This is a genomic window from Stenotrophomonas acidaminiphila, from assembly GCF_014109845.1.
In the GTDB taxonomy this organism is placed as follows: Bacteria; Pseudomonadota; Gammaproteobacteria; order Xanthomonadales; family Xanthomonadaceae; genus Stenotrophomonas; species Stenotrophomonas acidaminiphila.
This window is the reverse complement of record NZ_CP043567.1, coordinates 1,960,845-1,986,154: the sequence shown is the minus strand read 5'-3', so window position 1 is coordinate 1,986,154 and position 25,310 is coordinate 1,960,845. Positions and strand designations below refer to the sequence as shown.

Sequence of the window (25,310 nt, the reverse complement as noted above, 5' to 3'; positions counted from 1 at the left end):
CGCGGGCCGGCACGCTCACAGCACCGGCGACATCATCGCCACCGCGTTCTGCACCAGCCGCGTGGCGAACGACCAGCCCTGCACCTGCTGCACGGTCACCGGCACGGACACCGACAGGTACCGGTCCTGGCGCCGCCGGATCGCCGCCGTCACCCGCGGGTCGGCGACCAGCAGGCTGTTCTCGAAATTCAGCTCCAGGCTGCGCCGGTCGATGTTGGCCGACCCGACCAGCGCGACCTGCCCGTCGACGGTCAGGGATTTGGCGTGCAGCAGGCCGAGCGGATACTCGTGGACCTCGACCCCGCTGCGCAGCAGGTCGCCATAGGTGCTGCGGCTGGCCTGCCCGACCAGCCACGAGTCGTTGCGCCGCGGCAGCACCAGCGTGGTGCGCACGCCGCGCCGCGGTGCCGCGCAGATCGCGCGCAGGATCGATTCGTCGGGCACGAAGTACGGCGTGGTGATCACCAGCTCGCGCCGCGCCGCGTAGATGCAGGCCACGTACATGTCGGCCATGACGTTGTGGCGCGCGACCGGGCCGGTCTCGAAGGCCATGGCCACGCAGCCGTCGTCATGCCACTCTGGCGCCGCCGCGGCGGCATAGCCGTCCAGCCCGGCTTCGCCGGTCTCCGGGATCCAGCCGCTGAGGAACAGGAACTGGATCTGCGCCACCACCGGCCCCTGGCAGCGCAGCAGCAGGTCGATCCACGGCGCCTGCGCCGGCTTCACCCGGAACTCGGGATCGGCAAGGTTCTGGCTGCCGCAGTAGCCGATGCGGTTGTCGATGACCACGATCTTGCGGTGGTCGCGCAGGTCCATGCGGCTGAACACCACGTGCTGCAGGCGGTGGATGTCGTCCAGCGTCTTGAGCTGCCTGACCCCGGCCCGGGCCAGTTGTTTCCAGCGCGGCCCGTCGATGAAGGCACGCGAGCCCAGCGCATCGACCATCACCCGGCACGCCACGCCGCGTCGCGCGGCGGCGGCCACCGCGTCGGCCAGGCGGCCGCCGGCGCCGTCGTCGAGCCAGATGTAGACGGCGATGTGCACGCTCTCGCGGGCCTGTTCGATATCGGCGACCAGCGCATCCAGCGCGCGGCGGCAATCGCGCTCGGGCGCATCGGCCGGGCTGCCCTCCTCGCCCAGCAGCTCCACCCGGTTGCCGCCCACCGCCGGCAGGCCGTTGATGGTGCGCGCCAGTTCCAGCAGCGGCACCGCGCCGTCCACCACCGTGACCGGTGCGGCCGGCGGCGCCATGGCCGCGACCGCCGTCATCCGCCGCAGCACCTGTTCCACCCGGCGGAACCGCGCACGGCCGATGCTGGTCTCGCCCAGCAGCAGGTACGCGAGCATCCCCACCCCCGGCGCCAGCATCACCACCGCCACCCAGGCCGCGCGCGAGGCCGGGGTGCGGTTGGCGCGGGTCAGCGCACGCGCCGCGACCAGCAGGTGCGCGGCGAACGCCAGCGCGGCGATTGTCCACTGCAGCGGCGCGTGCGCCCCGCCTGCTTCCGGCACCATGCGTGCCTCCCGTTGATCGATGATCCGCCATCCCGTGGCGTGGTCGATCAATACCACGGCCGCCCGCCGCCGGCATCTCCGGGGCAGCGTCGCAGTGTCGTATCGCCGCGGTCCCGGTGGCCGGCTGCATGCCGCACAATATGCGCTGCGGCGGCGGTGACCGACCGCGGCGGGTCGCAACCGGGCCGCCGGACTGCCAGGGAGAGCAATGAACAACGTGCTGGGGTCGACCCCGTGGCTGCTGCCGCTGCCGGTTCTGGCGGGCGGTGGCAGGGTGGCCGTACCGGAGCGCATCACCGGGCATTGGGCCGCACGCCCAGGCGCCTGCGCGCCGGACGCGGACGACCTTGTCCTGCGCATCGCGCCCCGCCACTTCGCCTGCCGGGAGAGCGACGGCCCGATAACGGCGGTCGTGCTCCGCGGGGACACCGGGATGGCGCTGATCGCCGGACTGCCCGGCGAGGGTGGAACCTGGCTCTCCACCGCGGGTTTCCGGCGTTCCGCGGACGGGCGCCGGCGCGTCGCCCCCCGCACCGGCCGGCAACGCCCGCGCTACCGGCGTCGTGCACCGGCGGGCACGCCGTCCCACTCCCCATCCATGCCGGCAGCGCCCAGCGGCGTGACGCATTCCCCACGTCAGGAGACATCGTGAAGTTCATCTACCTCCTTCTCTGCATCGCCGGTACGGTCCTGCCGCTGTCGCAGTTCGTTCCGTGGCTGTCCACGCACGGCCTCGACCTGCCGCTGCTGGTGCAGCAGGCCACCTCGGCCCACATCGCGGCATTCGCCTGGTCGGACGTGCTGGTCTCGGGCATCGCCGTGGCCGCGTTCGTGGTCGCCGAGGGACGCAGGCTGGCGATGCCGCGGCTGTGGCTGCCGCTTTCATGCCTGGCGGTCGGTCCGTCGCTGGCCCTGCCGCTGTTCCTGTACCTGCGCGAACGGCATCGCGCGGCGGCGCCGCTTCGCCGGGCGGACTGAGTCGCCCTCGACGGACGCCAGCACGGCTGCAGGCCGGCGCTTCGGCCACCGTCGGCAGGACACCGCCATTGCCGCAGCGGGCCCGCCACGCGGGCGTACACGGCACCAGGCGCCTGAACGCAAAGGCCCGGCATGCGCCGGGCCCTGCGTCGGTTGCCAGCCGGACTACCGGCGGTTTACCAGATGACCACGCGCTTGTCGTCGCCACGCACCATCGCATCGCCCGCCTTGCACTGGAACGCCGTGGCGAAGGACGGCATGTTCGACGGCGCGCCGTTGGCGCGGAAGTTGGCCGGTGCGTGCGGGTCGGTGTTCAGGCGCACGCGCAGTTCGCCCTCGGTGAAGTTGCGGCGCCACACCGTGGCCCAGTTCATGAAGAAGCGCTGATCCTGGCTGTAGCCGTCGACGGCCACGTTCTTCGACGGGTCTTCCTTGAGCGCCATCTGCAGCGCGTCGTACGCCACGGTCAGGCCACCGAGGTCGCCGATGTTCTCGCCCAGGGTCAGCTTGCCCTTGACGTTCACGCCCGGCAGCGCCTCATAGCCGTCGAACTGCGCGACCAGCTGGTCGGTGCGGCCGTTGAAGGCGCTGCGGTCGGCGTCGGTCCACCAGTTGTCGAAGTTGCCGTTGGCGGCGAACTGGCTGCCCGAGTCGTCGTAGCCGTGCATCATCTCGTGGCCGATCACCGCGCCGATGCCGCCGTAGTTCAGTGCCGGATCGGCCTTGGCGTCGAAGAACGGCGGCTGCAGGATCGCGGCCGGGAACACGATCTCGTTCTTGGTCGCGTTGTAGTAGGCGTTGACCGTCTGCGGGGTCATGCCCCATTCGGTCTTGTCCACCGGCTTGCCGATCTTATCGAGCATGTAGCGGTAATTGAAGGCGCGCGCGGCCTGCATGTTGCCCAGGTAGCTGTCGCCATGGGTGGCCAGGCCCGACCAGTCGCGCCACTTGTCCGGGTAGCCGATCTTCGGGGTGAAGCTGGCCCACTTCTCCAGCGCCTTCTTCTTGGTCTCCTCGCCCATCCACGGCAGGCCTTCCAGGCGCGTCTTCAGCGCCGCCGACAGGTTCTCCACCAGATGCTGCATGGCCACCTTCGACTCGGCCGGGAACACCGCGTCCACGTACAGCTGGCCGAGCGCCTCGCCCATCGCGCCGTTCACCGACTCCAGCACGCGCTTCCAGCGCGGCTGCATTTCCTGCTGGCCACGCAGGGTCTTGCTGAAGAAATCGAAGTTGGCCTGCTCGAAGGCACTGCTCAGGTACGGTGCCGCGTTGTCCACGGTGTGGAAGCGCAGGTAGGCCTGCCAGGTCGTGGCCGGCACCTCGGCCAGCATCGTGTCGACCTCGGCGAAGAAGCCCGGCTGCGCCAGCGAGAACTTGTCCTTGGCCGGCACCTTCAGGGTGTCGAACAACGCGGTCCAGCTGAAGTTCGGGGTCTGCCTGTCGGCGTCGGCGGCGCTGACCGGGTTGTAGCGCTTGGCCGGGTCGCGCAGTTCGATGCGCGACAGCGAGGCCTTGGCCAGGCGGGTTTCCAGCGCCATCACCGCCTTGGCCTGCTCCTTCGCCTGCGCGGCATCGACGCCGGACAGCGCCAGCATCTGTTCGATGTAGGCGACATAGGCCTCGCGGATCCTGGCCTGCGATTCGTCGAAGTAGTAGCCCTTTTCCGGCAGGCCCAGGCCGCCCTGGCCGACGTAGGCGATGACGTTGGCCGAATCCTTGAAGTCCGGGCTGGCATACAGCGAGAACAGGAAGCCCTGGCCGCGCGCATAGGCGTCGCGCAGGTAGCCGGCGATGGCGGCACCGTCGCCGAGCGCGGCGATCTTGTCCAGTTCCGGCTGCAGCGGCGCGATGCCGGCCGCTTCGATGGCGGCTTCGTCCGAACCGGTCTTCCAGATGTCGCCGATCTGCGCCTGCACGCTGCCGGCCTTGGCGTTGGCCGCCGCGGCCTGCTGCACCAGCGCGTGCTGCACTTCCAGCGAGCGCTCGCGCAGGATCTCGAAGCTGCCCCAGGTCACCTGGTCGCCCGGCACCGGGTTGGCCCGGAGCCACTTGCCGTTGACGAAGCCATTGAGATCGCTGCACGCGGCAACCGCCGGATCCAGGTCGGCGACGTTGAACGACACCGACGGCGTCTTGATCTGCGACAGGTCGAACGCCGGCTTGGCGGGCGTGTCGGCGGCGGGCGCCGTGGCTTCGCCCTTGCCGCCGCAGGCGGCCAGCGAGGCGGCGATGGCGACGGTCAGGGACAACGGGACGAGCTTGGAAAGGGTCATGCGGATCTCCGGCCTTGCAGGGAACGCCGCGCCTGCGCGCGGCCAATCCACGAGCGTAGGCGATGGCGTCGTGCCGCGGATAGGCCGAAGGTCATGCCACGGCGCCCGCAGCACGCCGGTGCGCGGCTCAACCGCGCCGCGCGGCCTCGATCGCGGCGATGTCGATCCTGCGCATGCCCATCATCGCCTCGAACGCGCGCCTGGCCGCGGCCGGGTCGGGATCGCTGATCGCCGCGGTCAGCGCGCGCGGCGTGATCTGCCACGACAGTCCCCACTTGTCGCGGCACCAGCCACAGGCGCTTTCCTCGCCGCCGTTGCCGACGATCGCATCCCACAGGCGGTCGGTCTCGGCCTGGTCATCGGTGGCGACCTGGAACGAGAACGCCTCGCTGTGACGGAACGCAGGGCCGCCGTTCAGGCCCAGGCACGGAATGCCGAGCACCGTGAACTCGACCGTCAGCACATCGCCCTGGCGTCCGGCGGGATAGTCGCCGGGCGCACGATGCACGGCCCCCACGCGGCTGTCGGGAAAAGTCGCCGCATAGAACGTGGCCGCCTCCAGGGCGGTACCGTCGTACCACAGGCAGATCGTGTTCTTGCCGGTCATCGCGCGGGTCCTCGTCGGGAAAGGCCTGCCGGCGGCGCAACGCGCACGCGCGATGGCGCCGGGCCGGTGCAGCGTAGCGCAGCGCCACGCCCCCTGCCGTCATGATCCGGCGAGCCGACGCGGTGAGTACCTCGGGGCCCCTTCGCAACCGGCAACCCGCACATCGCGCGGCCCCGGGGGCGGCGCGGCTCAGCCGTACCGCACCAGCGCGCCCAGTTCGCGCTCCAGCAGCGCCGGATCGGCGGCATTGAGTTCGATCAGGCGACGCAACGCGGTGATGCTGTCCAGGTCGATCTCGTCGCAGCGCAGCCCGATGGCGCGCCCGTCCACGTGCACCACGGTGGCCTGCATGCGGATCGGCGTGTCCTGCGACAGCTCGACCTGCAACTGGCAGGGTTCGTCCAGCCTGCAGTCGCCACCGGCATCGAATTCGAACAACGCGCCCTTGAGCGACACGTCGTGCACCTGCCCGGCGTGGATGCTGCCATCGGCGCGCACCAGCCAGGCCGGTGAATGGAAGGGTGCACGCCAGAAATGGCGCCGTTCCGTGGACGTGTTCATGCGCTCCCCCGTGCATTGGATGGAAAAGCCGGCTGCGTGGCCGTGGCCGTGGCCATGGCCGTGGCCCAAGCATAGCCCGGCTGGCGGACACCGGCGCGACGCCCGGCCGACGGTCCCGCAAGACCTTGATCGGCAAGGCCTGTCGTGAATCTGGCGTAGCGCTGTCGTGGTCCAACGCGGCGCGTCGCGGCAGCGTGCCGGCTCCCTTACCATCGCCGGGCAGTCACAGTGGACGAGGAACCGATGAAGATCGACGCCAACCGGATCCGGTCATTGCGCGAGGCGCGCGGCTGGTCGCAGGAGCACCTGGCCGCCGTGGCCGGGCTCAGCCCGCGCACCGTGCAGCGGCTGGAAGCCGAAGGCAGGGCCGCGCATGAATCGCGGATGGCGGTGGCGGCCGCGCTGGGTATCGAACCAACGCAACTGGCCGGTTTCCAGGCCGCTCCACCGGTGCCCACTTCCGGCATCGGCACGGCAGAGCGCAGCAAGATCACCCTGTGGATCGTAAGCATCGTGCTGGCGGTGATCATGTTCCAAGGGGTCGCCGGCTACGTCCTCGGCAAGAACGCGGCCGAACGCGACAACCGGATCGACGAAGCATGCAAGGCCGCGCCGGCCAGCTGCGACCGCTGACGCCGCCCTGTCCCCTGGCCACAAACGAAACACCCGGCCGGAGCCGGGTGTCCCGCTGCGCCCAGCAGGCCGGCTTTACTTCGCCTTGCCCTGGTTGGCCACGGCCTCGGCCGCCTTCTTCGCCGCTTCAGGGTCGCCCAGGTAACGGAACGACTGCACGGTCAGGTCATCGTTCAGTTCGAACAGCAGCGGGATGCCGGTGGGAATGTTGAGCTCGAGGATGTCCTCGCGGCTGACATTGTTGAGGTACTTGTACAGCGCGCGCAGCGAGTTGCCGTGGGCGGTGACCAGCACGGTCCTGCCGTCCTTCAGCTGCGGGGCGATGGCGTCGTGCCAGTACGGCAGCACCCGCTCCAGGGTGGTGGCCAGCGATTCGGTGCCCGGCAGCGCGTTGCGGTCCAGGCCGGCATAGCGGCGGTCGTGGATCGGGTGGCCCGGATCCTCCAGGTCCATCGGCGGCGGCGGGATGTCGTAGGAACGGCGCCACACCTTGACCTGCTCCTCGCCATGCCTGGCGGCGGTCTCGGCCTTGTCCAGGCCCTGCAGGCCGCCGTAGTGGCGCTCGTTGAGGCGCCAGGACTTGTTCACCGGCAGCCAGTCCTGGCCCAGTTCGGCCAGCGCGCCCTGCAGGGTGTGGATGGCGCGCTTGAGCACCGAGGTATGGGCGACGTCGAACTGCAGCCCTTCCTCCTTCATCAGGCGGCCGGCGGCGGCGGCTTCGCGGCGGCCCTGCTCGGTCAGGTCCACGTCCACCCAGCCGGTGAAACGGTTGTCGAGGTTCCACTGGCTCTGGCCATGGCGCAACAGCACGAGTTTGCGGGTCACTGCGAAAGTCTCCGGTCGGGGGAAGCAACCCGCCGATTGTAGCCGCATCGCTCCGCGCGCCCTGCACTGCGCGCCCACGGTGGTGTGGCAGGCTTGGACCATGCGCTTCCCGCCTCCCGCCGACATCGCTCCCGCCGCCCTGGCCGAGCTGCGCCGCCAGCAGGTCGAACTGGCCGCGCGGGTGCAGCTGGACGACCGCCTGTCGACGCTGCCGGCGCGCGTGGCCGGGGTGGACAGCGGCTTCGAGGACGAAGGCCGCACCACCCGCTCGGTGGCGGTCCGGGTCGATGGCATCAGCCTGCAGCCGCTCGAATCGACCCTGGCGCGACTGCCCACCGCCCTGCCTTACATCCCCGGCCTGCTCAGCTTCCGCGAGCTGCCGGCAGTGCTGCTGGCCCTGCGGCAACTGCGCGAGCCACCGCAGCTGGTACTGGTCGACGGCCATGGCATCGCCCATCCGCGCGGGCTGGGCATCGCCGCGCACCTCGGGGTACTGACCGGCCTGCCCAGCATCGGCGTGGGCAAAAGCCGGCTGGTCGGCGACTACACCGAACCCGGTCCGGAGCGTGGCGACCACGCGCCGCTGCTGCACAAGGGCCGCCAGGTCGGCTGGGTGCTGCGCAGCAAGCCGCGCTGCAACCCGCTGTTCATCTCCCCGGGCCACCACGTCTCGGTCGAGGCCAGCCTGCCACTGGTGCTGGCCTGCCTCACCCGCTACCGGCTGCCCGAACCCACGCGCCTGGCCGACCGCCTCGCCTCGCGCCGCGACGGCGGCGCCTGATCCACCGCGGCAACAGTCCGTCATGGCCGCGCCGCAGAAAACCCGCGCGGCGCATGCCATCCTGCCGGTACCCGCAATGGAGCCCGTGCATGACCACGATCATCAGTCCCCGCGTCCATGACCTCGGCGGTTTCCAGGTACGCCGCGCCGTGCCCACCCTGCAGGCGCGCAGCGTCGGGCCGTTCGTGTTCGTCGACCACATGGGTCCGGCCGTGTTCACGCCCGGCCAGGGCATCGACGTGCGCCCGCATCCGCACATCGGCCTGGCGACGGTCACCTTCCTGTGGTCCGGGCGGATCGGCCACCGCGACACGCTCGGCTCGGAGCAGGTGATCGAACCCGGCGACGTCAACTGGATGACCGCCGGCCGCGGCATCGCCCATTCCGAGCGCACCCCGTTGGACGAACGCGGCCACGCGCACCCGCTGCACGGCATGCAGACTTGGGTGGCGCTGCCGCGCACGCACGAGGAGACCGCGCCGGCGTTCTACCATTTCACCGCCGCGCAGTTGCCGCAGCAGCGCCGCGATGGCGCCTGGCTGCGGGTGATCGCCGGCCGCGCCTACGGCGAGGAATCGCCGGTGCGGGTATTCGCCGACACCCTCAATGTCGCCATCGACCTGGAACCGGGCGCCGAGATCGACCTGGATGCCTCGCATGCCGAACGCGCGCTCTACGTACTGGAGGGCCAGGCCCAGCTCGATGGCGTCGACATCCCGGTCCAGCACCTGGTGATCCCCGGACCGGGGGGCCGCGCGCGCCTGCGCGCCATGACCCCGCTCAAGGCGATGCTGATGGGTGGCGAACCGCTCGATGGCCCGCGCCACCTGTGGTGGAACTTCGTCTCCAGCTCGAAGGAACGCATCGAACAGGCCAAGGACGACTGGCGCCAGGGCCGCTTCGGCACCATTCCCGGCGACGACAAGGAGTTCATCCCGCTGCCGGGCTGAGGGCCGGGTTAACGCTTTGAATACGCCGCGGTCCCGGTTCTTGGGTATGTTCCCGGTGCCCATTCCGGGTCATTGCGGGGGAGCACACGATGAGCATGGGGAAACGACTGGCGGCCGAGTTCCTCGGCACCTTCTGGCTGGTGCTGGGCGGTTGCGGCAGCGCGGTGCTGGCGGCCAAGTTCGGCGGTGACGGCAATCCACTGGGAATCGGTTTCCATGGCGTGGCGCTGGCGTTCGGCCTGACCGTGCTGACCGGCGCGTATGCGTTCGGGCACGTCTCCGGCGCCCACTTCAATCCGGCGGTCAGCCTCGGCCTGTGGGCCGGCGGCCGCTTCGCCGGCAAGGACCTGGTGCCCTATGTCGTGGCCCAGGTGCTGGGCGGCATCCTCGCCGCCTTCATCCTGCTGCAGATCGCGCAGGGCCAGGCCGGGTTCGCCATTGACGGCAGCCAGGCCGGCGCGTTCGCCAGCAACGGCTACGGCGCCTTGTCGCCGGGCGGCTACGGCGTGGCCGCCGCGTTCCTGTGCGAAGTGGTGATGACCGCGATGTTCCTGGTGGTGATCATGGGCGCCACCCATGGCAAGGCACCGGCGGGCTTCGCGCCGATCGCGATCGGCCTGGCGCTGACCCTGATCCACCTGATCAGCATCCCGGTCACCAACACCTCGGTGAACCCGGCGCGCTCCACCGCCGTGGCGCTGTTCGCCGGGCCCGGCGCGATGGGCCAGCTGTGGCTGTTCTGGGTGGCGCCGCTGCTCGGCGCGGTGATCGGCGGCCTGGCCTACAAGTGGGTGGGCAGCGACGCGCGTTGAAGCGGCCTGCGGCACGCACCGGCGACGGCCCCCACGCGGGGCCGTCGCTGTTCCGGCCACCGCCCGGTTTGCGACGGCCGGTGTTTTTGTAATACCGTGGAAACACAGCTGGCGCGCAACGGGGACGCGCGCATCGGGCAGGGGCAACACCGCCCGCAGGTGTATTCGGTTCCAGACAGACAACACTGCCGTCGCGCCCGCGGTGGCCGGCGTCCGGGGGAAAACGCATGCTCAAACACGTCCGTATCGTTGCTTGCGCGCTGCTGCTGGCCGGCAGCGCCGGCGCATCCGCGCAACAGGCCGGGCAGTGCCCGATACTGCCGTCCGGTAGCGGCCTGCAGTGGCAGGAGCAGGTCCAGAGCGATTTCATCGTCTGCAAGGCCACCACCGGCGATGGCCGTACCGTGTTGAACGTGATGCTGACCGCGCGCGACCCGGGGCTGAGCCTGGTGCGCGCGCTGCGTGCCGAGAAGGGCAGCTTCGCCGGCGAGGAACTGTACTGGTACAAGCTGGACATGGGCGGACGCGACATGCCCGGCCTGGAAACGCGGCGCATCACCGCGGTCAAGCTCAGCCGCAACCGCTACGCGCAGATCTGGATCGATGCCGGCGACGTCGCCGAGCTGGCCAGCCTGCAGCAGTTGACCGGCACGCTCGGCGACGCGACCGCCAACTTCGCCGGCAAGTAAGGCGCCCTGGCAGGCGGCGCGCCGGAGCCCACTGCGGCGCGCACGGCCCTCAGAAGCGGCCTTCCTGGTAGTCGATGAAGGCCTGCATCAGCTGCTCGCGGGTATTCATCACGAACGGCCCGTGGCGCGCCACCGGTTCGCGCAGCGGGCGCCCGGCCACCACGATCAGCCGTGCGCCCTGCGCGCCGGCCTGCAGGTGCAGCAGGCGGCCACCGCCGAGCACCGCCAGCTCATGCCGCGCCACTTCGCGTGCGGCCTCGCCGCCGCCCAGGGTCAACGCACCCTCGAACACGTAGGCGAAGGCGTTGTGCCCGTCCGGCAGGTCATAGGCCCAGTCACGGCCCGGCGCCAGCTCCACGTCCAGGTACAGCGGATCGGTGGCCGGCTGCACGATCGGGCCCCGGACATCGCCCACCTGCCCGGCAATGACCCGGACACCGACCCCATCGGCCGGCATCACCTGCGGAATGCGTTCCGGGGCGAATTCCTGGTACTTCGGCTCGGTCATCTTGTCGCGCGCGGGCAGGTTCACCCATAGCTGGAACCCGCGCATGCGCCCGGACTCCTGTTCGGGCATCTCCGAATGCACCAGGCCGCGGCCGGCGGTCATCCACTGCACGCTGCCGGGCGTGAGCAGGCCTTCGTTGCCGTGGTTGTCGCGATGCCGCATGCGCCCGTCGAGCATGTAGGTCACGGTCTCGAAGCCGCGGTGCGGGTGCTCGGGGAAGCCGGCGATATAGTCCTCGGGGCGGTCGGTGCCGAATTCGTCGAGCATCAGGAACGGGTCGAGATCGGGCAGCGCCGGGGTCCCGATCACCCGGGTCAGGCGCACGCCGGCACCGTCGGACGTGGGCATGCCGCGGATGCTGCGCAGCACCCGCGCGAGGTTCTGGTCGCTCATGGTCAAGCCTCCCTTGGAATCTCCCGACAATGGGCGCCGCGCCTGGCCGCGCCAATCGCCATCACCGCAACCGATTGTTCCAGAGCCGGTGTCGGTGGCGTGTTGCCGGGCCATCGCGTCCGGGCGGCCGCGCCGCCTAAGACCAAAGTCGCACGCCGGCGGGCCGCCGGAGCGTTGACCCCCGGCCGCGGCGGGAGGACTCTTGCAACGGTCTTCCCGCGAGGTGACTCGATGAAAGGTTTCTCCAAGGCCGGCTGGGCGTTGCTGTCCCTGATCGGCGCGTTCTGCCTGGGTGTCGTGGCGCTGCGCCGCGGCGAACACATCAACGCACTGTGGATCGTGGCCGCGGCGGTCTCGCTGTACCTGGTCGCGTTCCGCTACTACGGGCTGTTCATCGCCAACAAGGTGCTGGGCGTGGACCCGACCCGCGCCACCCCGGCGGTGATCCACAACGACGGCCTGGACTACGTGCCGACCAACAAGCACGTGCTGTTCGGCCACCACTTCGCCGCGATCGCCGGCGCCGGCCCGCTGGTGGGCCCGGTGCTCGCCGCGCAGATGGGCTACCTGCCGGGCACGCTGTGGCTGATCGCCGGCGTGGTGCTGGCCGGCGCGGTGCAGGATTTCATGATCCTGTTCATTTCCAGCCGCCGCAACGGCCGCTCGCTCGGCGACCTGGTGCGCGAGGAAATGGGGCCGGTACCCGGCACCATCGCCCTGTTCGGCGTGTTCATGATCATGATCATCATCCTCGCGGTGCTGGCGATGATCGTGGTCAAGGCGCTGGCCGACAGCCCCTGGGGCATGTTCACGGTCATGGCCACGATGCCCATCGCCATCCTGATGGGCCTGTACATGCGCTACATCCGCCCGGGCAAGATCGGCGAGATCTCCATCGTCGGCCTGGTCCTGCTGCTGGCGGCGATCTGGTACGGCGGCAAGGTCGCCGCCGACCCGGTGCTGGGGCCGATGTTCACCTTCACCGGCGTGCAGATCACCTGGATGCTGATCGGCTACGGCTTCGTCGCCGCGGTGTTGCCGGTGTGGCTGCTGCTGGCGCCGCGCGACTACCTGTCCACCTTCCTCAAGATCGGCACCATCGTCGGCCTGGCGATCGGCATCCTGATCGTGATGCCGGAACTGAAGATGCCGGCGCTGACCCAGTTCACCGACGGCAGCGGTCCGGTGTGGAAGGGCGGCATGTTCCCGTTCCTGTTCATCACCATCGCCTGCGGTGCGGTATCGGGCTTCCATGCGCTGATCTCCTCCGGCACCACGCCCAAGCTGCTGGCCAACGAAGGCCACGCCGCCTACATCGGCTACGGCGGCATGCTGATGGAATCGTTCGTGGCGATCATGGCGATGGTCGCGGCCTCGATCATCGAGCCGGGCATTTACTTCGCCATGAACAGCCCGGCAGCGGTGATCGGCACCGATGTGGCCAACGCCGCGCAGGTGGTCAGCAGCTGGGGCTTCACCATCTCGCCCGAGCAGTTGACCGCCACCGCCGCCGAGATCGGCGAGAACACCATCCTCTCGCGCGCTGGCGGCGCGCCGACGCTGGCGGTGGGCATCGCCCAGATCCTGCATGCGGTGCTGCCGGGCGACGGCATGATGGCGTTCTGGTACCACTTCGCCATCCTGTTCGAGGCGCTGTTCATCCTCACCGCGGTGGACGCCGGCACCCGCTCGGGCCGCTTCATGCTGCAGGACCTGCTCGGCAATTTCGTGCCGGCGCTGCGCCGCACCGACTCGTGGGTGGCCAGTTTCATCGCCACCGGTGGCTGCGTCGCGCTGTGGGGCTACTTCCTGTACCAGGGTGTGACCGATCCGCTGGGCGGCATCAACATGCTGTGGCCGCTGTTCGGCATCGCCAACCAGATGCTGGCCGGCGTCGCCCTGCTGCTGTGCGCGGTGGTGCTGTTCAAGGCCAAGAAGGAAAGGTACGCCTGGGTGCCGGTGCTGCCGGCGGTCTGGCTGCTGGTGTGCACCACCGCGGCCGGCTTCATCAAGATCTTCTCCGCCGAGCCGGCGGTGGGCTTCATGGCGCAGGCGCACAAGTACCGCGACGCCATCGCCGCCGGCAACCTGCTGCCACCGTCCAAGGACTTCGGGCAGATGCACCAGGTGATGGTCAACAACTACATCAACGCCGGCCTCACCGCGCTGTTCCTGTTCGTGGTGTTCGCGGTGCTGGTGTATTCGATCAGGACCATCGCCGCGGCGCGCCGCTCGCCGGTGCGCACCGACCATGAAACCCCGTACGTGGCGCTCAAGCCGCACGAGGTGGACCTGTAATGGGTACCGCGCTGGTCCCGGCCGGCCAGCACCAGGCGTTCCGCCGTACCTGGCGGCGCCTGGTGCAGACCGCACGCCTGTGCTGCGGCGTGCCGGACTACGACAACTACGTGCGGCACATGCGCGAGAAGCACCCCGAGCGCGAGGTCATGGACTACAAGACCTTCTTCCGGGAACGCCAGGAAGCGCGCTTCGGCGGCGGCAAGGGCTTCCGCTGCTGCTGAAGCCCGGGTCCCGGGGCAGGAAGACGGAAGGCCGCCGCGAGGCGGCCTTCTTCATGCCCGGTGCGGTGGCGCCGCCGGAGGCCGCGCCGGGCCGTCAGGCACCGGCCATCCACTTGAGCATCAGGCCGGTGATGTAGGCCAGCACCGTGCCGGTGGCGTAGCCGACCGTGCCCAGCAGCACGCCGACCGGCGCCAGGCTGGGATGGAACGCCGCCGCCACCACCGGTGCCGACGCCGCCGCGCCGACGTTGCCCTGCGAGCCGATGGCCAGGAAGAACACCGGCGCCTTGAGCAGGCGGCCGACCACGTACAGCAGCAGCACGTGGGTGCCCATCCAGATCGCGCCCAGCAGGAACAGCCACGGGCGCTCGAGCAGCGACAGCAGGTCCATCTGCATGCCGATGCAGGCGATCAGGAAGTACAGGAACAGGGTGCCGACCCGGGAGGCGCCGACCGCTTCCAGTTCGCGCGCGCGGGTGAAGCTCAGCGCCAGCCCGGCGAACGTGGACAGCATCACCACCCACACGAACTGGTTGTCCAGCGAGGCCTGCCTGGCGAAGCTGATGTTCGCCGCGCACCACGCCGCCAGCGGCGCGGCCAGCGCGTGGGCGGCGCCGACCACGCCCAGGCCGACGCCGACGATGATCATCAGGTCGGTCAGGGTGGGAATGCGCGCGCTGCGCGCTTGGTAATCGGCGATCCGCCGCTTCATGTCGTCGATGGCCGAGGTATCGGCGCCGTTGCGCGCATCGATGGCCTGCGCGCGCCCGGCCAGCCAGATCAGTGCCGGCATCAGCAGGATGCTGGCGCAGACCACGTCCACCACCGCGAACTGGCCGAAGGTGGTGGCATCGACATTGAAGGTTTCGCGCATCGCGGCCATGTTGGCGCCGCCGCCGATCCAGCTGCCGGCCAGCGCCGCCATGCCGGCCCAGGTATCCCCGGCCACGGTGGCCGGATGGATCAGCTTCATCGCCTGGAACGAGACCAGCGCGCCGAGCATGATGCCCACGGTGCCGGTGACGAACATCACCAGCAGCTTCGGGCCGAGCCGGGCGATGCCCTTCAGGTCGATCGACAGGGTCAGCAGCACCAGCGCCGCCGGCAGCAGCACGTCGCGGGCGATCGGGTTGTAGAGCTTGGTGCCATGGCCGTCGATCAGGCCGGTGGTGTTGTAGATCGCCGGTATGAAGTAGCACAGCAGCAGGGCCGGCACCCAGGTGAAGACCTTCCTCCAGAACGGGGTCGGCCCACTGGCCAGCCAGAAGATCAGTGCCAGGGTCGCGGCGATCAGCCCGAGGCCGACGATGTCGTTGCTGATGAGGGCGGGAGTGCTTTCGGTCGGCATATGGCCAGTTCCTGTCGATCGAAGGGAAACAAAAACGCCACGTTGATGACGTGGCGTGGGGGAGCGAAGCCTAGCATGCCGGCAATGCCGTTGGACCCGGCGGCGGGACGATGCCGGTTTGCCGCCACCGGGCGGTGGCGGCAAACCGGCCGGAGCGTTCAGCCCGCTCCCGCCATCGCGCGCAGGGTGATGCCGACCACGTAGGCCGCGCCGGTACCCACCGCGTAGCCCAGGGTGCCGAGCAGCACGCCCACCGGGGCCAGCGCCGGATGGAACGCCGAGGCCAGCACCGGCGCCGAGGCCGGGCCACCGATGTTGCTCTGCGAGGCGATGGCGAAATAGAAGAACGGCACCCGCAGCAGCCTGCCGGCCAGCCACAGCAGCACGATGTGCACGCCGATCCACAACACGCCCAGGGCGAACAGCCACGGCTTCTCCAGCAGCGCCAGCAGGTCCATCTGCATGCCGATGCAGGCGATCAGGAAGTACAGGAACATCGAGCCCCACTTGGAGGCGCCGACGCCTTCGAGCTCGCGCGCGCGGGTGAAGCTCAGGCCCAGCCCGATGAGCGTCGCCAGCAGCACCACCCAGACGAACGGCTTGTCCAGGCTCACCGAGGCCGCCCAGCCGACATGGGCGGCGAACCAGGCCGACAGCGGCCCGGCCACCGCGTGCGAGATCGCCACCGCGCCGAACGCCACGCCGGCCATCACCATCAGGTCGCCCAGCGCCGGGATGCGCGCATGCCGCGCCTGGTAGCTGGCGACGCGGTCGCGCAGGTCGTCCAGGGCGGTGGTATCCGCACCGCTGTGCCGGTCCAGCGCCGGGGCCCGCGAGGCGAAGAAGATCAGCACCGCCATCCACACGTAGCCGACGCCGACGTCCACCACCGCGAACTGGCCGAAGGTGGTCGCGTCGACTTCGAAGATCTCCTTCATCGCCAGCATGTTGGCGCCGCCGCCGATCCAGCTGCCGGCCAGCGCGGCCATGCCGCCCCAGGTGCTGCCGGCCACCGTGTCGGGATGGATGATGCCCATCAGCCAGAACGCCACCAGCGCGCCGAGCATGATGCTCAGCACCGCCGCCACGTACATGGCCAGCATCTTCCAGCCCAGCCCGAGGATGCCCTTCAGGTCGATGGACAGGGTCAGCAGCACCAGCGCCGCCGGCAGGAACACGTCGCGCGCGATCGGGTTGTAGAGCCGCGTGGTCTCGCCGTCGATCAGGCCGAAGGTGTTGTAGATGCCGGGAATGAAGTAGCACAGCAGCAGCGCCGGCACGAAGCCGTAGAACTTCTTCAGCAGCGGGTTGCTGCTGGACGACGTCCAGAAAATGGCGCCCAGCGTGGCGGCGATCAGGCCGAACACGATGATGTCGTTGCTGATGAGTGCGCCGGATGCGGCTGCCGTCATCGTCTCTCCCCTCGATGCGTGAGTGTCGGGAACCGCGGTTCCCGTGTCTTCCCCCGGATCACGGATGAAGGGCCTGGGCGCGCGCGGCCATGTCGGGCCGCCGTTCCCCGCTGCCTGCGGGGAGGGACCGGTGGATCGCAACCGTCCTGGTCGCCCCCTTCCAACGCGTGCGGTGGAAGGGGCGAAGGCCGGGCGCGGACAGCATCCCGCTGCCGCCGCCCGGCCGTGGGCGGGCATGCCGGCGGCATGCCCTTGCCTGCGTTACCGGCCGATGTGCTGCTTCAGCCAGGCATTGACCGTGTCATGCCACTGCACGCTGTTGTGCGGCTTGAGCACCCAGTGGTTCTCGTCCGGGAAGTACAGGAACCTGGATTCGATGCCCTTGCGCTGCAGCGCGGTGAACGTGGCCAGGCCCTGCTCCACCGGGATGCGGTAGTCCAGCTGGCCCTGTACCACCAGCATCGGCTTGCTCCAGTTGGCGACATGGTTGACCGGGTTGAACTTCTCGTAGTTCTGCGGGACGTCGTACGGGGTACCGCCCTGCTCCCACTCGGTGAACCACAGTTCCTCGGTGGCATAGCCCATCGCACGCTGGTCGAACACGCCGTCGTGGTTGACCAGGCACTTCCACGGCTCGTTCCAGTTGCCGGCGATCCAGTTGACCATGAAGCCGCCGTAGCTGGCGCCCAGCGCACAGGCCTTGTCGCCGTCGAGGAAGCCGTACTTGTGCTGCGCCGCGGCCCAGCCCTTCTGCAGGTCTTCCAGCGGGCGGTCGCCCCAGTGCTGGCTGATCGCATCGGTGAAGGCCTGGCCGTAGCCGGTGGAGCCATGGAAATCGATCATCACCACCGCATAGCCCTGCCCGGCATAGGTCTGCGGATTCCAGCGGTAGCTCCAGCCGTTGCCGAAGCTGCCCTGGGGGCCACCGTGGATCAGGAATGCGACCGGGTACTTCCGGCCTTCCTGGTAGTCGTGCGGCTTGACCACGTAGCCGTGCACGGTCTCGTCGTTCCAGCCCTTGAACGAGAACTGCTCGAAGCCGCCGAAATCGACCCCGGGCAGCATCTCGCCGGCGCTCGGGGTGATCGCGCGCTGCGGGGTACCGGCCGCGGTGCCGGTGGTGAACACCTGGTCGCCGCTCTTGAGCGAGTTGCGGGTGAAGGCCAGCGTGTCGCCGGCGAGGTCGAAGGCGGAGATGCTGCCCTCGCCCGCCACCTTGGCGACCGCACCATCGGCGACCTTGACCGCGAACAGCGGGTGCTCGCCCATGTCCTGCGCGGTGGTGTAGATGGTGCTGCCATCGGCCGACAGGGTGATGCCGTCGGCCGAGCGGTCCCACTGCGGGGCGATCTCGCGCAGCGTGCCGCTGGCCAGGTCCAGCGCCATCAGGCCGAAGCGGTCGGCCTCGAAGCCCGGGCGCTTCATCGCGCGGTAGTACAGGGTCTTCCCGTCGGCACTGAACACCGGGCCGGCATCCCATGCCGGGTTGGCGGCGGTCAGGTTGACCGGCGCGGCCTTGCCGGCGGCATCGAGCCGGTACAGGTCGAAGTTGGTCGACCACGGCTCCTGCGGGCCCTGCACGCGGATGCTGGCGACCACCGACGTTCCATCCGGCGACCACACGAAATCCTCGTTGCCGCCGAACGGCTTGGACGGTGCGTCGCCGGCCAGGCCGGCGCTGATCGCCGTGGCGGTCTTGCCGGCGGCGGCGCCGGCGGCCGGCAGCGGCGCCACGAACAGGGTGTTGCGGCGGCCGTCGGCCCAGGTATCCCAGTGGCGCACGAACATGCTGTCGAACACCACGCCGCTGCTCCTGGATTTTTCCCGCTCCTTCAGCCGGGTGGCGGTGCAGGCCAGGTCCGAACCGCAGTCCTGGAACGCACCGGCGCTGAACAGCACGCGGTCGCCCTGTGGCGAGACCCGGTAGCTGTCCACGTCCAGCGCGAAATCGGTCAGCTGGCGCGGCGCGCCGCCGGCCACCGGCATCGCGTAGAGCTGCTGGCTGCCGTTCTTGGCGCTGAGGAAGTACACGGTGCGGCCATCGGCCGACAGTGCGGCCGAGTTGACGTTCCAGCCGTCCGGCGAGAGCCGCTTCGGCGGTGCCAGGTCGCGGGTGCGCAGGTCGCGGATCCACAGGCTGCTGCTGGCCTTCAGGTCGGCGTCGACCACGCGCTTGGCGAAGATCACCTGCGCGCCATCGGCGGTGAGCAGCGGCGCGGACACGCGGTCCAGCTTCACCATGTCGCGGACTTCGAAGCCGCGTGCGCTGGCCAGCGAGGGCAGCGCGGCAAGCAGGCACAACGGCAGCAGGGCGTGACGGAGCTTCATGGGATTCTCCCGGAACAAGGCAGGCAAAGCATGGATGGTAGGCGCGGCCGGGCGCCGCGCGCAAAGGCTTGAAGTCATGCCCGGCCTCCCGCAACGACAAGGCCCCGCCGGAGCGGGGCCTTGCGCGGTGGATCATCGCGCGGGCATCAACCCTTGGCCGGCGACGCCTGCTCGCCCTTGCGGCCGACCCGGTACAGCAGCCAGCCGACCAGGAACAGCACTGCCAGCCCCACCCACTGCGCCGCGGCGCCCAGGCTGAGCGGCAGCGCCAGCACGTCCGGGTTCTGGGTGATGACGATCGGCAGCGCGATGGCGATGCCCATCAGCGCCTCGCCAGTGATCAGGCCGGCGGAGAACAGCACCCCGGGGCGATGCACGCGGTCCAGCGCCTCTTCGTCGTCTGCGCGCACCTTGTGGAAGCGCGCGACCAGGTGGGCCAGCAGGCCGCCGAGGAAGATCGGCACCATCAGCTCCAGCGGCAGGTAGATGCCGATGGCCGCCGCCAGCACCGGCACGCGGAAGCGCTTGCCGGTCTTCTTCAGCCAGCCATCGATGGCGATCACCACCGCGCCGATGCCGCCGCCGATGATGATCATGGTCCAGGGCAGGTCGCCGCCGAACAGGCCCTTGGCGACCGACGCCATCAGGTTGGCCTGCGGCGCCGGCAGGGTCTTGGAGCCGATGCCATAGGCCTCCTGCAGCAGGTTCAGCACCGGCGCCATGATCAGCGCGCAGGAGAACGCGCCGATGCCCAGCATCAGCTGCTGCTTCCACGGCGTGGCACCGACCAGGTAGCCGGTCTTGAGATCCTGCAGGTTGTCGCCGCCGACCGCGGCCGCACAGCACACGACCGCGCCGATCATGATCGCCGCCACCGCGCCCAGCGGCGCGCCGCCGACCTGCACCTTGCCGTCGTCGCCCAGCAGCATCAGCAGCACCACCGAGGCGAACAGGATGGTGGCGATGGTGATGCCCGAGACCGGGTTGTTGGACGAGCCGACCAGGCCGGCCAGGTAGCCGGACACCGAAACGAACAGGAAGCCGGCCACGATCATGATGATCGTCATCGGCACGCTGACCAGCCACTGGCCGACGATGGCCTGGTACAGCGCCAGCAGCGGCAGCACGAACAGCACCAGCGCCACCAGCATCCACTTCATCGGCAGGTCGCGCTCGGTCTCGGCCAGCGGCGTGGCGCCGGCGCTCTTGCGCGCGGCGGCGAAGCCGCTCTTGATCCCGGCCAGCAGCGACTTGCGCAGCGAGAACAGCGTCCACACCCCGCCCACCAGCATCGCACCGACGCCGAGGAAGCGGATCTTGGACGACCAGATGGCGAACGCCGCATCGGCCGCCGGCGCGCCGGCGATGCCGGCGGCCAGTTGCGGATCGCTGCCCAGGAACAGCGCGTGGTACAGCGGGATGGCGATGTGCCAGGACAGGATCGCGCCGGACAGCACCACGATGCCGACGTTCAGGCCGACGATGTAGCCCACGCCCAGCAGCGCCGGCGACAGCCCGGTGCCGAGGTAGCCGATCACCTTGTTGTTGGCGAAATAGCCGGCGACCGCCCAACTGTCTGGAATGACCTTCAGGCCATTGGCCGCGGCCAGCTTGACCACGCCGCCGATGGCGGCCGACAGGCCGAGGATCTTCAGCCCCGGCCCGGGGTTCTCGCCGGCCTTGAGCACTTCGGCCGCGGCCTTGCCTTCCGGGAACGGCAGCGGCTCTTCGACGATCATCGAGCGCCGCAGCGGCACCGAGAACAGCACGCCGAGCAGGCCGCCGAGGCCGGCGATGCCCAGCACCCACCAGTATTTGAAGTCGGGCCAGTAGCCCATCAGGATCAGCGCCGGGATGGTGAAGATCACGCCCGCGGCGATCGACGAACCGGCGGACGCGCCGGTCTGGACGATGTTGTTCTCGAGGATGGTGCCGCCGCCGAGCAGGCGCAGCACGCCCATCGAGACGACCGCGGCGGGAATGGCCGTGGCCACGGTCAGGCCCGCGAACAGGCCCAGGTAGGCGTTGGCGGCGGACAGCACCACCGCCAGCACGATGGCCAGGACCACCGCGCGGAAGGTGAGCTGCGGGGGTGCAGCATTGTTCATGGAAGTTTCCGGCTGGCAAAAAACGCTGCCACGCTAACGTCCGCTTAACGGCAAGTCCAGCCGTACCGCAGCATGCGCCCCATGCCATGCGGCCCGTCGCGCCCCGGCACAGGGCCACGGCGATACCCGCATCCGCGCCGCGTCCGCCGGCAGGGCAACCGCATGCGCCGGGCGGGCGCCACCGGGCCCGTCTCCCGCCCGGCTCCTATACTTGCCGCCGACTCCGCAGCCGGCGCCCCGATGCACGCACCCCCCGCCTCCCCGTCCAGCGACTTCCTCGGCCACCCCAAGGGGGTCTACATCTGCTTCTTCACCGAAATGTGGGAGCGCTTCTCCTTCTACGGGATGAAGGCGCTGCTGCTGCTGTACCTGACCAAGTACCACCTGTTCGGCGACAAGGCCGGGCTGGACCTGCTCGGCGCCTACGGCGGGCTGGTGTACTGCGTGCCGGTGTTCGGCGGCCTGCTCGCCGACCGCTGGCTGGGCATGCGCAAGGCGGTGGTGTTCGGCGGCATCCTGCTGGTGCTCGGCCACCTGGGCATGGCCTTCGAGGGCCACGCCGCGCACCGCGTCGGCGGCGAGGTGGTGCGCGACGACACCGCGCTGGGCGCGACCTACCTGTCGCTGGCGCTGATCGTGATGGGCGTGGGCTTCCTCAAGCCCAACATCTCCACCATCGTCGGCAAGCTCTATCCCGACCGTGCCGATGGAAGCGCTGACCCGCGCCGCGACTCGGGCTTCTCGCTGTTCTACGCCGGCATCAACCTCGGCGCGCTGTTCGCCTCGCTGGTCTGCGGCTTCCTCGGCGAGGTCTATGGCTGGAAGTACGGCTTCGGTGCCGCCGGCATCGGCATGCTGGTCGGCCTGGGAATGTTCCTGTGGGGACAGAAGTACCTGCAGGGGCACGCCGAGCCGCCGCAGCCGGCCGCGCTGCGCCAGCGCATCGCCGGGCTGCCGCGCGAGTGGCTGATCTACGCCGTCGCCGTCGCCGGGGTGGTGCCGGTGGCGGCGCTGCTGTGGGCCGCGGCCAACGGCGCCTTCGCCCTCGGCGGCGAGATCAGCCTGGCGCTGATGCTGATGATCGTGGTGCTGGGCGGCGTGCTGCTGTGGTTCGCCTGGTTCACCGGCACCCGCTGCACCCCGGTGCAGCGCCAGCAGATGATCGCGCTGATGGTGCTGATCTTCATGGCGCTGGTGTTCTTCACCCTGTACGAGCAGACCTACGGCTCGTGGGTCACTTTCACCGACCGCCTGCTGACCAAGGACCTGGTGCCGTCGCTGGTGATCCGCGACGGTACCCCGCTGCCGTGGTCGATCGCCTCGCTGCTGCTGGCCCCGCTGGGTTTCGTGTTCGCCGCGCGCCTGTCCGAACGCACCCCGGGTTCGGGCGCGCCGCGCCTGCTGTTCGCCGTCATCGTCGCGGCGATGCTGGTGATGCTGGTGCGCGATTGCCTGGTACTGCCGCAGACCGCCGGGTCGCTGACCTACCTCGGCGCGCTGTTCCTGGTGCTGCTCGCACCGCTGTTCGCCGCGCTGTGGGCATGGCTGGACCGGCGCAGGCTGGATCCCTCCAAGCCGGTGAAGTCCTCGTTCGGGCTGCTGTTCGGCGCGCTGTCGTTCGTGCCGCTGGCACTGGCCGCGCAGCATGTCGGCGCCACCGGGCAGATGGCCAGCGTGTGGTGGCTGGTACTGGCTTACCTGGTCCTGGAGATCGGCGAGATGTGCCTGTCGCCGGTGGGACTGTCGGCCGTCACCCAGCTGGCCGCCCCGCGCGTGGTCAGCCTGATGATGGGCACGTGGTTCCTGGCCACCGCCTTTTCCGAAACCCTGGCCGCGCTGTTCGGCAAGCTCGCCGCCATCGACGTGCCCGAAGGCGGGGTGATGGACATCGCCGAGGCCGCGGCCCGCTACGAACACCTGTTCTGGCTGCTGATGTGGATCGGCCTGGGCTGCGCCGTGCTCGCCCTGCTCGCCTCGCCGCTGCTGAAGCGGATGATGCACGGGGTGCGCTGAGCCTGCCCGGCGGAAACGACAACGGCGCCTTCCGGCGCCGTTGTCGTTTCCACGCAGGCGCATGCCGCGCCTACTTCGCGGTGTCGCCGCCCAGGTGCCGCGACAGGAACGCCAGCAGCCGGGTGTAGTACTCGCGCTGGTGCGGCTCGGTGTAGAAGCCGTGGCCTTCGGTGTCGTAGTACAGCGATTCGACCGGCACCCCGGCCTTCTTCAGCGCCGCTTCCATCATCCGGGTGTGTTCGACCGGGGCGATCTCGTCCTCGCCGCCCGCCGCCAGGAACACCGGGACCCTGATCCGCTCGGCCAACCGGTTGGGCGAAGCCGCCGCCAGCGCGGCCATGTCCTCGCCCACCCAGTCCCTGGACCAGTTGCCCAGGCTGCGGCGCTTGCGGCCATCCTGGCGCTGCATCATCGGCAGGTCGTAGACGCCGACGTACCCGGCGGCGCAGCGGTACAGCGAGGGCTCCTTCGCCACCCCCATCAATGCCGCATACCCGCCGTAGCTGGCCCCGTAGATGCAGATCCTCGACGCATCGGCATGGCCCTGTTCGACCGCCCAGCGCGTAGCGTCGGTCAGGTCGTCCTGCATGGCGCCGCCCCACTGCCGCGCACCGGCGGTCTGGAATGCCCAGCCGTAATTGCCGGAACCGCGATAGTTGACCTGCATGACGGTATAGCCGGCCGCCGCCAGCAGCTGCGCATCGCGGTCGTACTGCCACCCGTCGAAGATGCCGAACGGGCCGCCGTGCGGCATCAGCACCATCGGCCGCGCACCCGCGGCGCCGCGCGGCCGGGTCAGATAGCCGTGGATGGCGAGACCGTCGCGGGCCTTGAAGGTGATGGGTTCGACGCTGGCGGCCTTGTCCGGGTCGATCCAGCTGCCGCTGCTGACCACGTGCTCCACCTTTTTCTGCGCGACATCGAACAGATAGAAATCGCCGGGGCTGCTGCCGGACCACACCCGGACCAGCAGCAGCGCGCCGTCGCGGGTACTGGAGGTGATGCGCACCGACTGGTCCGGGAACGCCGCTTCCAGGCTGCGGTACTGGCGTGCCTCCGGCGAGGCATCGTCGAAGAACAGGTTGCGGTGCCGGCCATCCATCACCTGCGCGCCAACCGGGATCGACGTGCCATGGCGATGGATGATCGACAGCGGGTCGGCAACCGGGTGATGCAGCACGGTGGTGCGCGTGTCGCTGGCCGGATCCCAGGCGACGATGCGGTCGGTGCCGTCATCCCCGCCGCGCACCTGCAGGTAGGCGAGCCGGTTGTCCGCCGAGAACCCCAGGGGAACCTCGATCCGCTTGCTGGCGTTCTGGTCGTTGACCAGGCGCCAGTCCGAGCCCGCGGCATCGCGGTAGTACAGCTTGCTGGCGTTGTCCGCGTCGGCGCCATACGCCAGCCGCACCTCGCCGCCATTGTCGGTGACGAAGCTCGCGCGCCGTACCGGCGCCCGTGCCAGGGTGGTCCGGCGGCCGCTGGCCACATCCATCCGCTCGGCGCGGGTGAACGGCTCGTCGCCCATCAGCGGCCAGACCGAAATCACCGCATTGCGATCGTCCCCGGGCAGCCCGTCGATCAGGAACGCGGCCACGTCCTCGACCTTCTTCGGCTGGATGCGGGTACCGGCACCGTTGCCCTGCACCCGGAATCCGACCAGCAGATCGGGCCGACCGCCAAGGGCGTCGAGCGTGTAGATCTCGCCGGTCGGCTGGGGCTGGTCGAGCATGCCGAACTTCTCGGCGATGCTGATGAGCACGCGGTCGTCGCTGACCCACTCGAAGCCATTCACATGCGCGTCGCGCCGCGGCCTGAACCCGCCGACTCCCTTGAGGTCGGCACGCCGGAACAGCGTCAGCGCGGTACCGTTCTCCAGCGGCACGGTGGCCGCGTAGTACTCCCCGGAGGGCGAGATCTTGATCTCGTTGAACTCATCCTTGCGGACGAACTGCCCGAGGTCCACCGCCGCGACCGCCGGCAGTGATGCCATCGAAAGGGCCAGCAACAGCCCCCATTTGCCTGCCTTCATCCCGTTCCTCCCTGTCGGTGCC

General features: G+C 69.8%; 21 protein-coding genes. 10 read left to right on the top strand and 11 right to left on the bottom strand.

Translation table 11 applies throughout. The features are described 5' to 3' along the window. Nucleotides 1-15: 15 nt before the first annotated feature. Nucleotides 16-1,515, bottom strand: a complete 1,500-nt coding sequence (locus F0P95_RS09015) for a phospholipase D-like domain-containing protein (protein ID WP_182333790.1) — start codon at nt 1,513-1,515, stop codon at nt 16-18. 208 nt (nt 1,516-1,723) lie between these two features. Between F0P95_RS09015 and F0P95_RS09010 the strand changes: the two genes are divergently transcribed. Both F0P95_RS09010 and F0P95_RS09005 read left to right on the top strand, forming a co-directional pair. Then, the gene (locus F0P95_RS09010; protein WP_182333788.1) at nt 1,724-2,167 is read left to right on the top strand and encodes a hypothetical protein; all 444 of its coding nucleotides are present in this window, start codon (nt 1,724-1,726) and stop codon (nt 2,165-2,167) included. Beyond that, nucleotides 2,164-2,493, top strand: coding sequence for a DUF2834 domain-containing protein (locus F0P95_RS09005; protein ID WP_182333786.1), 330 nt, complete (start codon nt 2,164-2,166; stop codon nt 2,491-2,493). The genes F0P95_RS09010 and F0P95_RS09005 overlap by 4 nt, the downstream gene beginning before the upstream one ends. Before the next feature lie 176 nt (nt 2,494-2,669). Here F0P95_RS09005 and F0P95_RS09000 read toward each other — a convergent pair whose 3' ends face one another. The 3 genes from F0P95_RS09000 to F0P95_RS08990 form a co-directional block, all read right to left on the bottom strand. Continuing rightward, entirely contained in the window at nt 2,670-4,769 is a 2,100-nt protein-coding gene (locus tag F0P95_RS09000; protein ID WP_182333784.1) for a M13 family metallopeptidase, read from the bottom strand. A 127-nt stretch (nt 4,770-4,896) separates the two neighbouring features. Next, nucleotides 4,897-5,376, bottom strand: coding sequence for a VOC family protein (locus F0P95_RS08995; protein WP_182333783.1), 480 nt, complete (start codon nt 5,374-5,376; stop codon nt 4,897-4,899). Nucleotides 5,377-5,565: 189 nt separating this feature from the next. Further along, a complete protein-coding gene (locus tag F0P95_RS08990; protein WP_182333781.1) occupies nt 5,566-5,937 on the bottom strand; it encodes a PilZ domain-containing protein in 372 nt (123 codons plus the stop codon). A gap of 243 nt (nt 5,938-6,180) precedes the next feature. Here F0P95_RS08990 and F0P95_RS08985 point away from each other — a divergent pair, with 243 nt between their 5' ends. Then, nucleotides 6,181-6,570 carry a helix-turn-helix domain-containing protein gene (locus F0P95_RS08985; protein ID WP_182333779.1) on the top strand — a complete coding sequence of 130 codons (390 nt, stop codon included), beginning with the start codon at nt 6,181-6,183 and terminating at the stop codon, nt 6,568-6,570. A gap of 75 nt (nt 6,571-6,645) precedes the next feature. Here F0P95_RS08985 and gpmA read toward each other — a convergent pair whose 3' ends face one another. After that, nucleotides 6,646-7,395, bottom strand: coding sequence for a 2,3-diphosphoglycerate-dependent phosphoglycerate mutase (gene gpmA / locus F0P95_RS08980; protein WP_054664103.1), 750 nt, complete (start codon nt 7,393-7,395; stop codon nt 6,646-6,648). Between the two features lie 100 nt (nt 7,396-7,495). On the opposite strand from gpmA, the gene nfi reads away from it, so the two are divergent. From nfi to F0P95_RS08960, 4 genes are all read left to right on the top strand, one after another. After that, on the top strand, nt 7,496-8,176 hold the full coding sequence (gene nfi, locus F0P95_RS08975) for a deoxyribonuclease V (protein ID WP_182333777.1): 681 nt from the start codon (nt 7,496-7,498) through the stop codon (nt 8,174-8,176). Between the two features lie 89 nt (nt 8,177-8,265). Next, entirely contained in the window at nt 8,266-9,126 is an 861-nt protein-coding gene (locus tag F0P95_RS08970) for a pirin family protein (RefSeq protein WP_182333775.1), read from the top strand. Between the two features lie 89 nt (nt 9,127-9,215). Beyond that, nucleotides 9,216-9,938, top strand: a complete 723-nt coding sequence (aqpZ, locus tag F0P95_RS08965) for an aquaporin Z (protein ID WP_182333774.1) — start codon at nt 9,216-9,218, stop codon at nt 9,936-9,938. A 227-nt stretch (nt 9,939-10,165) separates the two neighbouring features. Then, nucleotides 10,166-10,627 carry a hypothetical protein gene (locus tag F0P95_RS08960; protein WP_182333772.1) on the top strand — a complete coding sequence of 154 codons (462 nt, stop codon included), beginning with the start codon at nt 10,166-10,168 and terminating at the stop codon, nt 10,625-10,627. 49 nt (nt 10,628-10,676) lie between these two features. Here F0P95_RS08960 and F0P95_RS08955 read toward each other — a convergent pair whose 3' ends face one another. Then, complete coding sequence (locus F0P95_RS08955; protein ID WP_182333770.1) at nt 10,677-11,528, bottom strand: pirin family protein; 852 nt, start codon at nt 11,526-11,528, stop codon at nt 10,677-10,679. A 231-nt stretch (nt 11,529-11,759) separates the two neighbouring features. Here F0P95_RS08955 and F0P95_RS08950 point away from each other — a divergent pair, with 231 nt between their 5' ends. Further along, the gene (locus tag F0P95_RS08950; protein WP_182333769.1) at nt 11,760-13,826 is read left to right on the top strand and encodes a carbon starvation CstA family protein; all 2,067 of its coding nucleotides are present in this window, start codon (nt 11,760-11,762) and stop codon (nt 13,824-13,826) included. Then, nucleotides 13,826-14,050, top strand: coding sequence for a YbdD/YjiX family protein (locus tag F0P95_RS08945; protein WP_054664081.1), 225 nt, complete (start codon nt 13,826-13,828; stop codon nt 14,048-14,050). Before F0P95_RS08950 ends, F0P95_RS08945 begins: the two co-directional genes overlap by 1 nt. Nucleotides 14,051-14,144: 94 nt before the next feature. Here F0P95_RS08945 and F0P95_RS08940 read toward each other — a convergent pair whose 3' ends face one another. From F0P95_RS08940 to F0P95_RS08925, 4 genes are all read right to left on the bottom strand, one after another. Continuing rightward, nucleotides 14,145-15,398, bottom strand: coding sequence for a DUF819 family protein (locus tag F0P95_RS08940; RefSeq protein ID WP_182333767.1), 1,254 nt, complete (start codon nt 15,396-15,398; stop codon nt 14,145-14,147). Nucleotides 15,399-15,556: 158 nt separating this feature from the next. Further along, entirely contained in the window at nt 15,557-16,810 is a 1,254-nt protein-coding gene (locus F0P95_RS08935; RefSeq protein WP_182333765.1) for a DUF819 family protein, read from the bottom strand. 261 nt (nt 16,811-17,071) lie between these two features. Further along, on the bottom strand, nt 17,072-19,138 hold the full coding sequence (locus tag F0P95_RS08930; protein ID WP_182333764.1) for a S9 family peptidase: 2,067 nt from the start codon (nt 19,136-19,138) through the stop codon (nt 17,072-17,074). 146 nt (nt 19,139-19,284) lie between these two features. After that, nucleotides 19,285-21,246, bottom strand: a complete 1,962-nt coding sequence (locus F0P95_RS08925; protein WP_182333762.1) for an OPT family oligopeptide transporter — start codon at nt 21,244-21,246, stop codon at nt 19,285-19,287. 240 nt (nt 21,247-21,486) lie between these two features. On the opposite strand from F0P95_RS08925, the gene F0P95_RS08920 reads away from it, so the two are divergent. Next, nucleotides 21,487-23,259, top strand: a complete 1,773-nt coding sequence (locus F0P95_RS08920; protein ID WP_182333760.1) for a peptide MFS transporter — start codon at nt 21,487-21,489, stop codon at nt 23,257-23,259. Nucleotides 23,260-23,329: 70 nt separating this feature from the next. Here F0P95_RS08920 and F0P95_RS08915 read toward each other — a convergent pair whose 3' ends face one another. Continuing rightward, nucleotides 23,330-25,288: an alpha/beta hydrolase family protein gene (locus tag F0P95_RS08915; protein WP_182333759.1), complete on the bottom strand. Its 1,959-nt coding sequence runs from the start codon at nt 25,286-25,288 to the stop codon at nt 23,330-23,332. Between the last annotated feature and the right edge of the window lie 22 nt (nt 25,289-25,310).

Bases quoted from the DNA above. Each gene is read 5' to 3' on its own strand.
- F0P95_RS09015 (WP_182333790.1), bottom strand. From the start codon at position 1,515: ATGGTGCCGGAAGCAGGCGGGGCGCACGCGCCGCTGCAGTGGACAATC.
- F0P95_RS09010 (WP_182333788.1), top strand. From the start codon at position 1,724: ATGAACAACGTGCTGGGGTCGACCCCGTGGCTGCTGCCGCTGCCGGTT.
- F0P95_RS09000 (WP_182333784.1), bottom strand. From the start codon at position 4,769: ATGACCCTTTCCAAGCTCGTCCCGTTGTCCCTGACCGTCGCCATCGCC.
- F0P95_RS08995 (WP_182333783.1), bottom strand. From the start codon at position 5,376: ATGACCGGCAAGAACACGATCTGCCTGTGGTACGACGGTACCGCCCTG.
- F0P95_RS08990 (WP_182333781.1), bottom strand. From the start codon at position 5,937: ATGAACACGTCCACGGAACGGCGCCATTTCTGGCGTGCACCCTTCCAT.
- F0P95_RS08985 (WP_182333779.1), top strand. From the start codon at position 6,181: ATGAAGATCGACGCCAACCGGATCCGGTCATTGCGCGAGGCGCGCGGC.
- nfi (WP_182333777.1), top strand. From the start codon at position 7,496: ATGCGCTTCCCGCCTCCCGCCGACATCGCTCCCGCCGCCCTGGCCGAG.
- F0P95_RS08970 (WP_182333775.1), top strand. From the start codon at position 8,266: ATGACCACGATCATCAGTCCCCGCGTCCATGACCTCGGCGGTTTCCAG.
- aqpZ (WP_182333774.1), top strand. From the start codon at position 9,216: ATGAGCATGGGGAAACGACTGGCGGCCGAGTTCCTCGGCACCTTCTGG.
- F0P95_RS08960 (WP_182333772.1), top strand. From the start codon at position 10,166: ATGCTCAAACACGTCCGTATCGTTGCTTGCGCGCTGCTGCTGGCCGGC.
- F0P95_RS08955 (WP_182333770.1), bottom strand. From the start codon at position 11,528: ATGAGCGACCAGAACCTCGCGCGGGTGCTGCGCAGCATCCGCGGCATG.
- F0P95_RS08950 (WP_182333769.1), top strand. From the start codon at position 11,760: ATGAAAGGTTTCTCCAAGGCCGGCTGGGCGTTGCTGTCCCTGATCGGC.
- F0P95_RS08945 (WP_054664081.1), top strand. From the start codon at position 13,826: ATGGGTACCGCGCTGGTCCCGGCCGGCCAGCACCAGGCGTTCCGCCGT.
- F0P95_RS08940 (WP_182333767.1), bottom strand. From the start codon at position 15,398: ATGCCGACCGAAAGCACTCCCGCCCTCATCAGCAACGACATCGTCGGC.
- F0P95_RS08935 (WP_182333765.1), bottom strand. From the start codon at position 16,810: ATGACGGCAGCCGCATCCGGCGCACTCATCAGCAACGACATCATCGTG.
- F0P95_RS08930 (WP_182333764.1), bottom strand. From the start codon at position 19,138: ATGAAGCTCCGTCACGCCCTGCTGCCGTTGTGCCTGCTTGCCGCGCTG.
- F0P95_RS08925 (WP_182333762.1), bottom strand. From the start codon at position 21,246: ATGAACAATGCTGCACCCCCGCAGCTCACCTTCCGCGCGGTGGTCCTG.
- F0P95_RS08920 (WP_182333760.1), top strand. From the start codon at position 21,487: ATGCACGCACCCCCCGCCTCCCCGTCCAGCGACTTCCTCGGCCACCCC.
- F0P95_RS08915 (WP_182333759.1), bottom strand. From the start codon at position 25,288: ATGAAGGCAGGCAAATGGGGGCTGTTGCTGGCCCTTTCGATGGCATCA.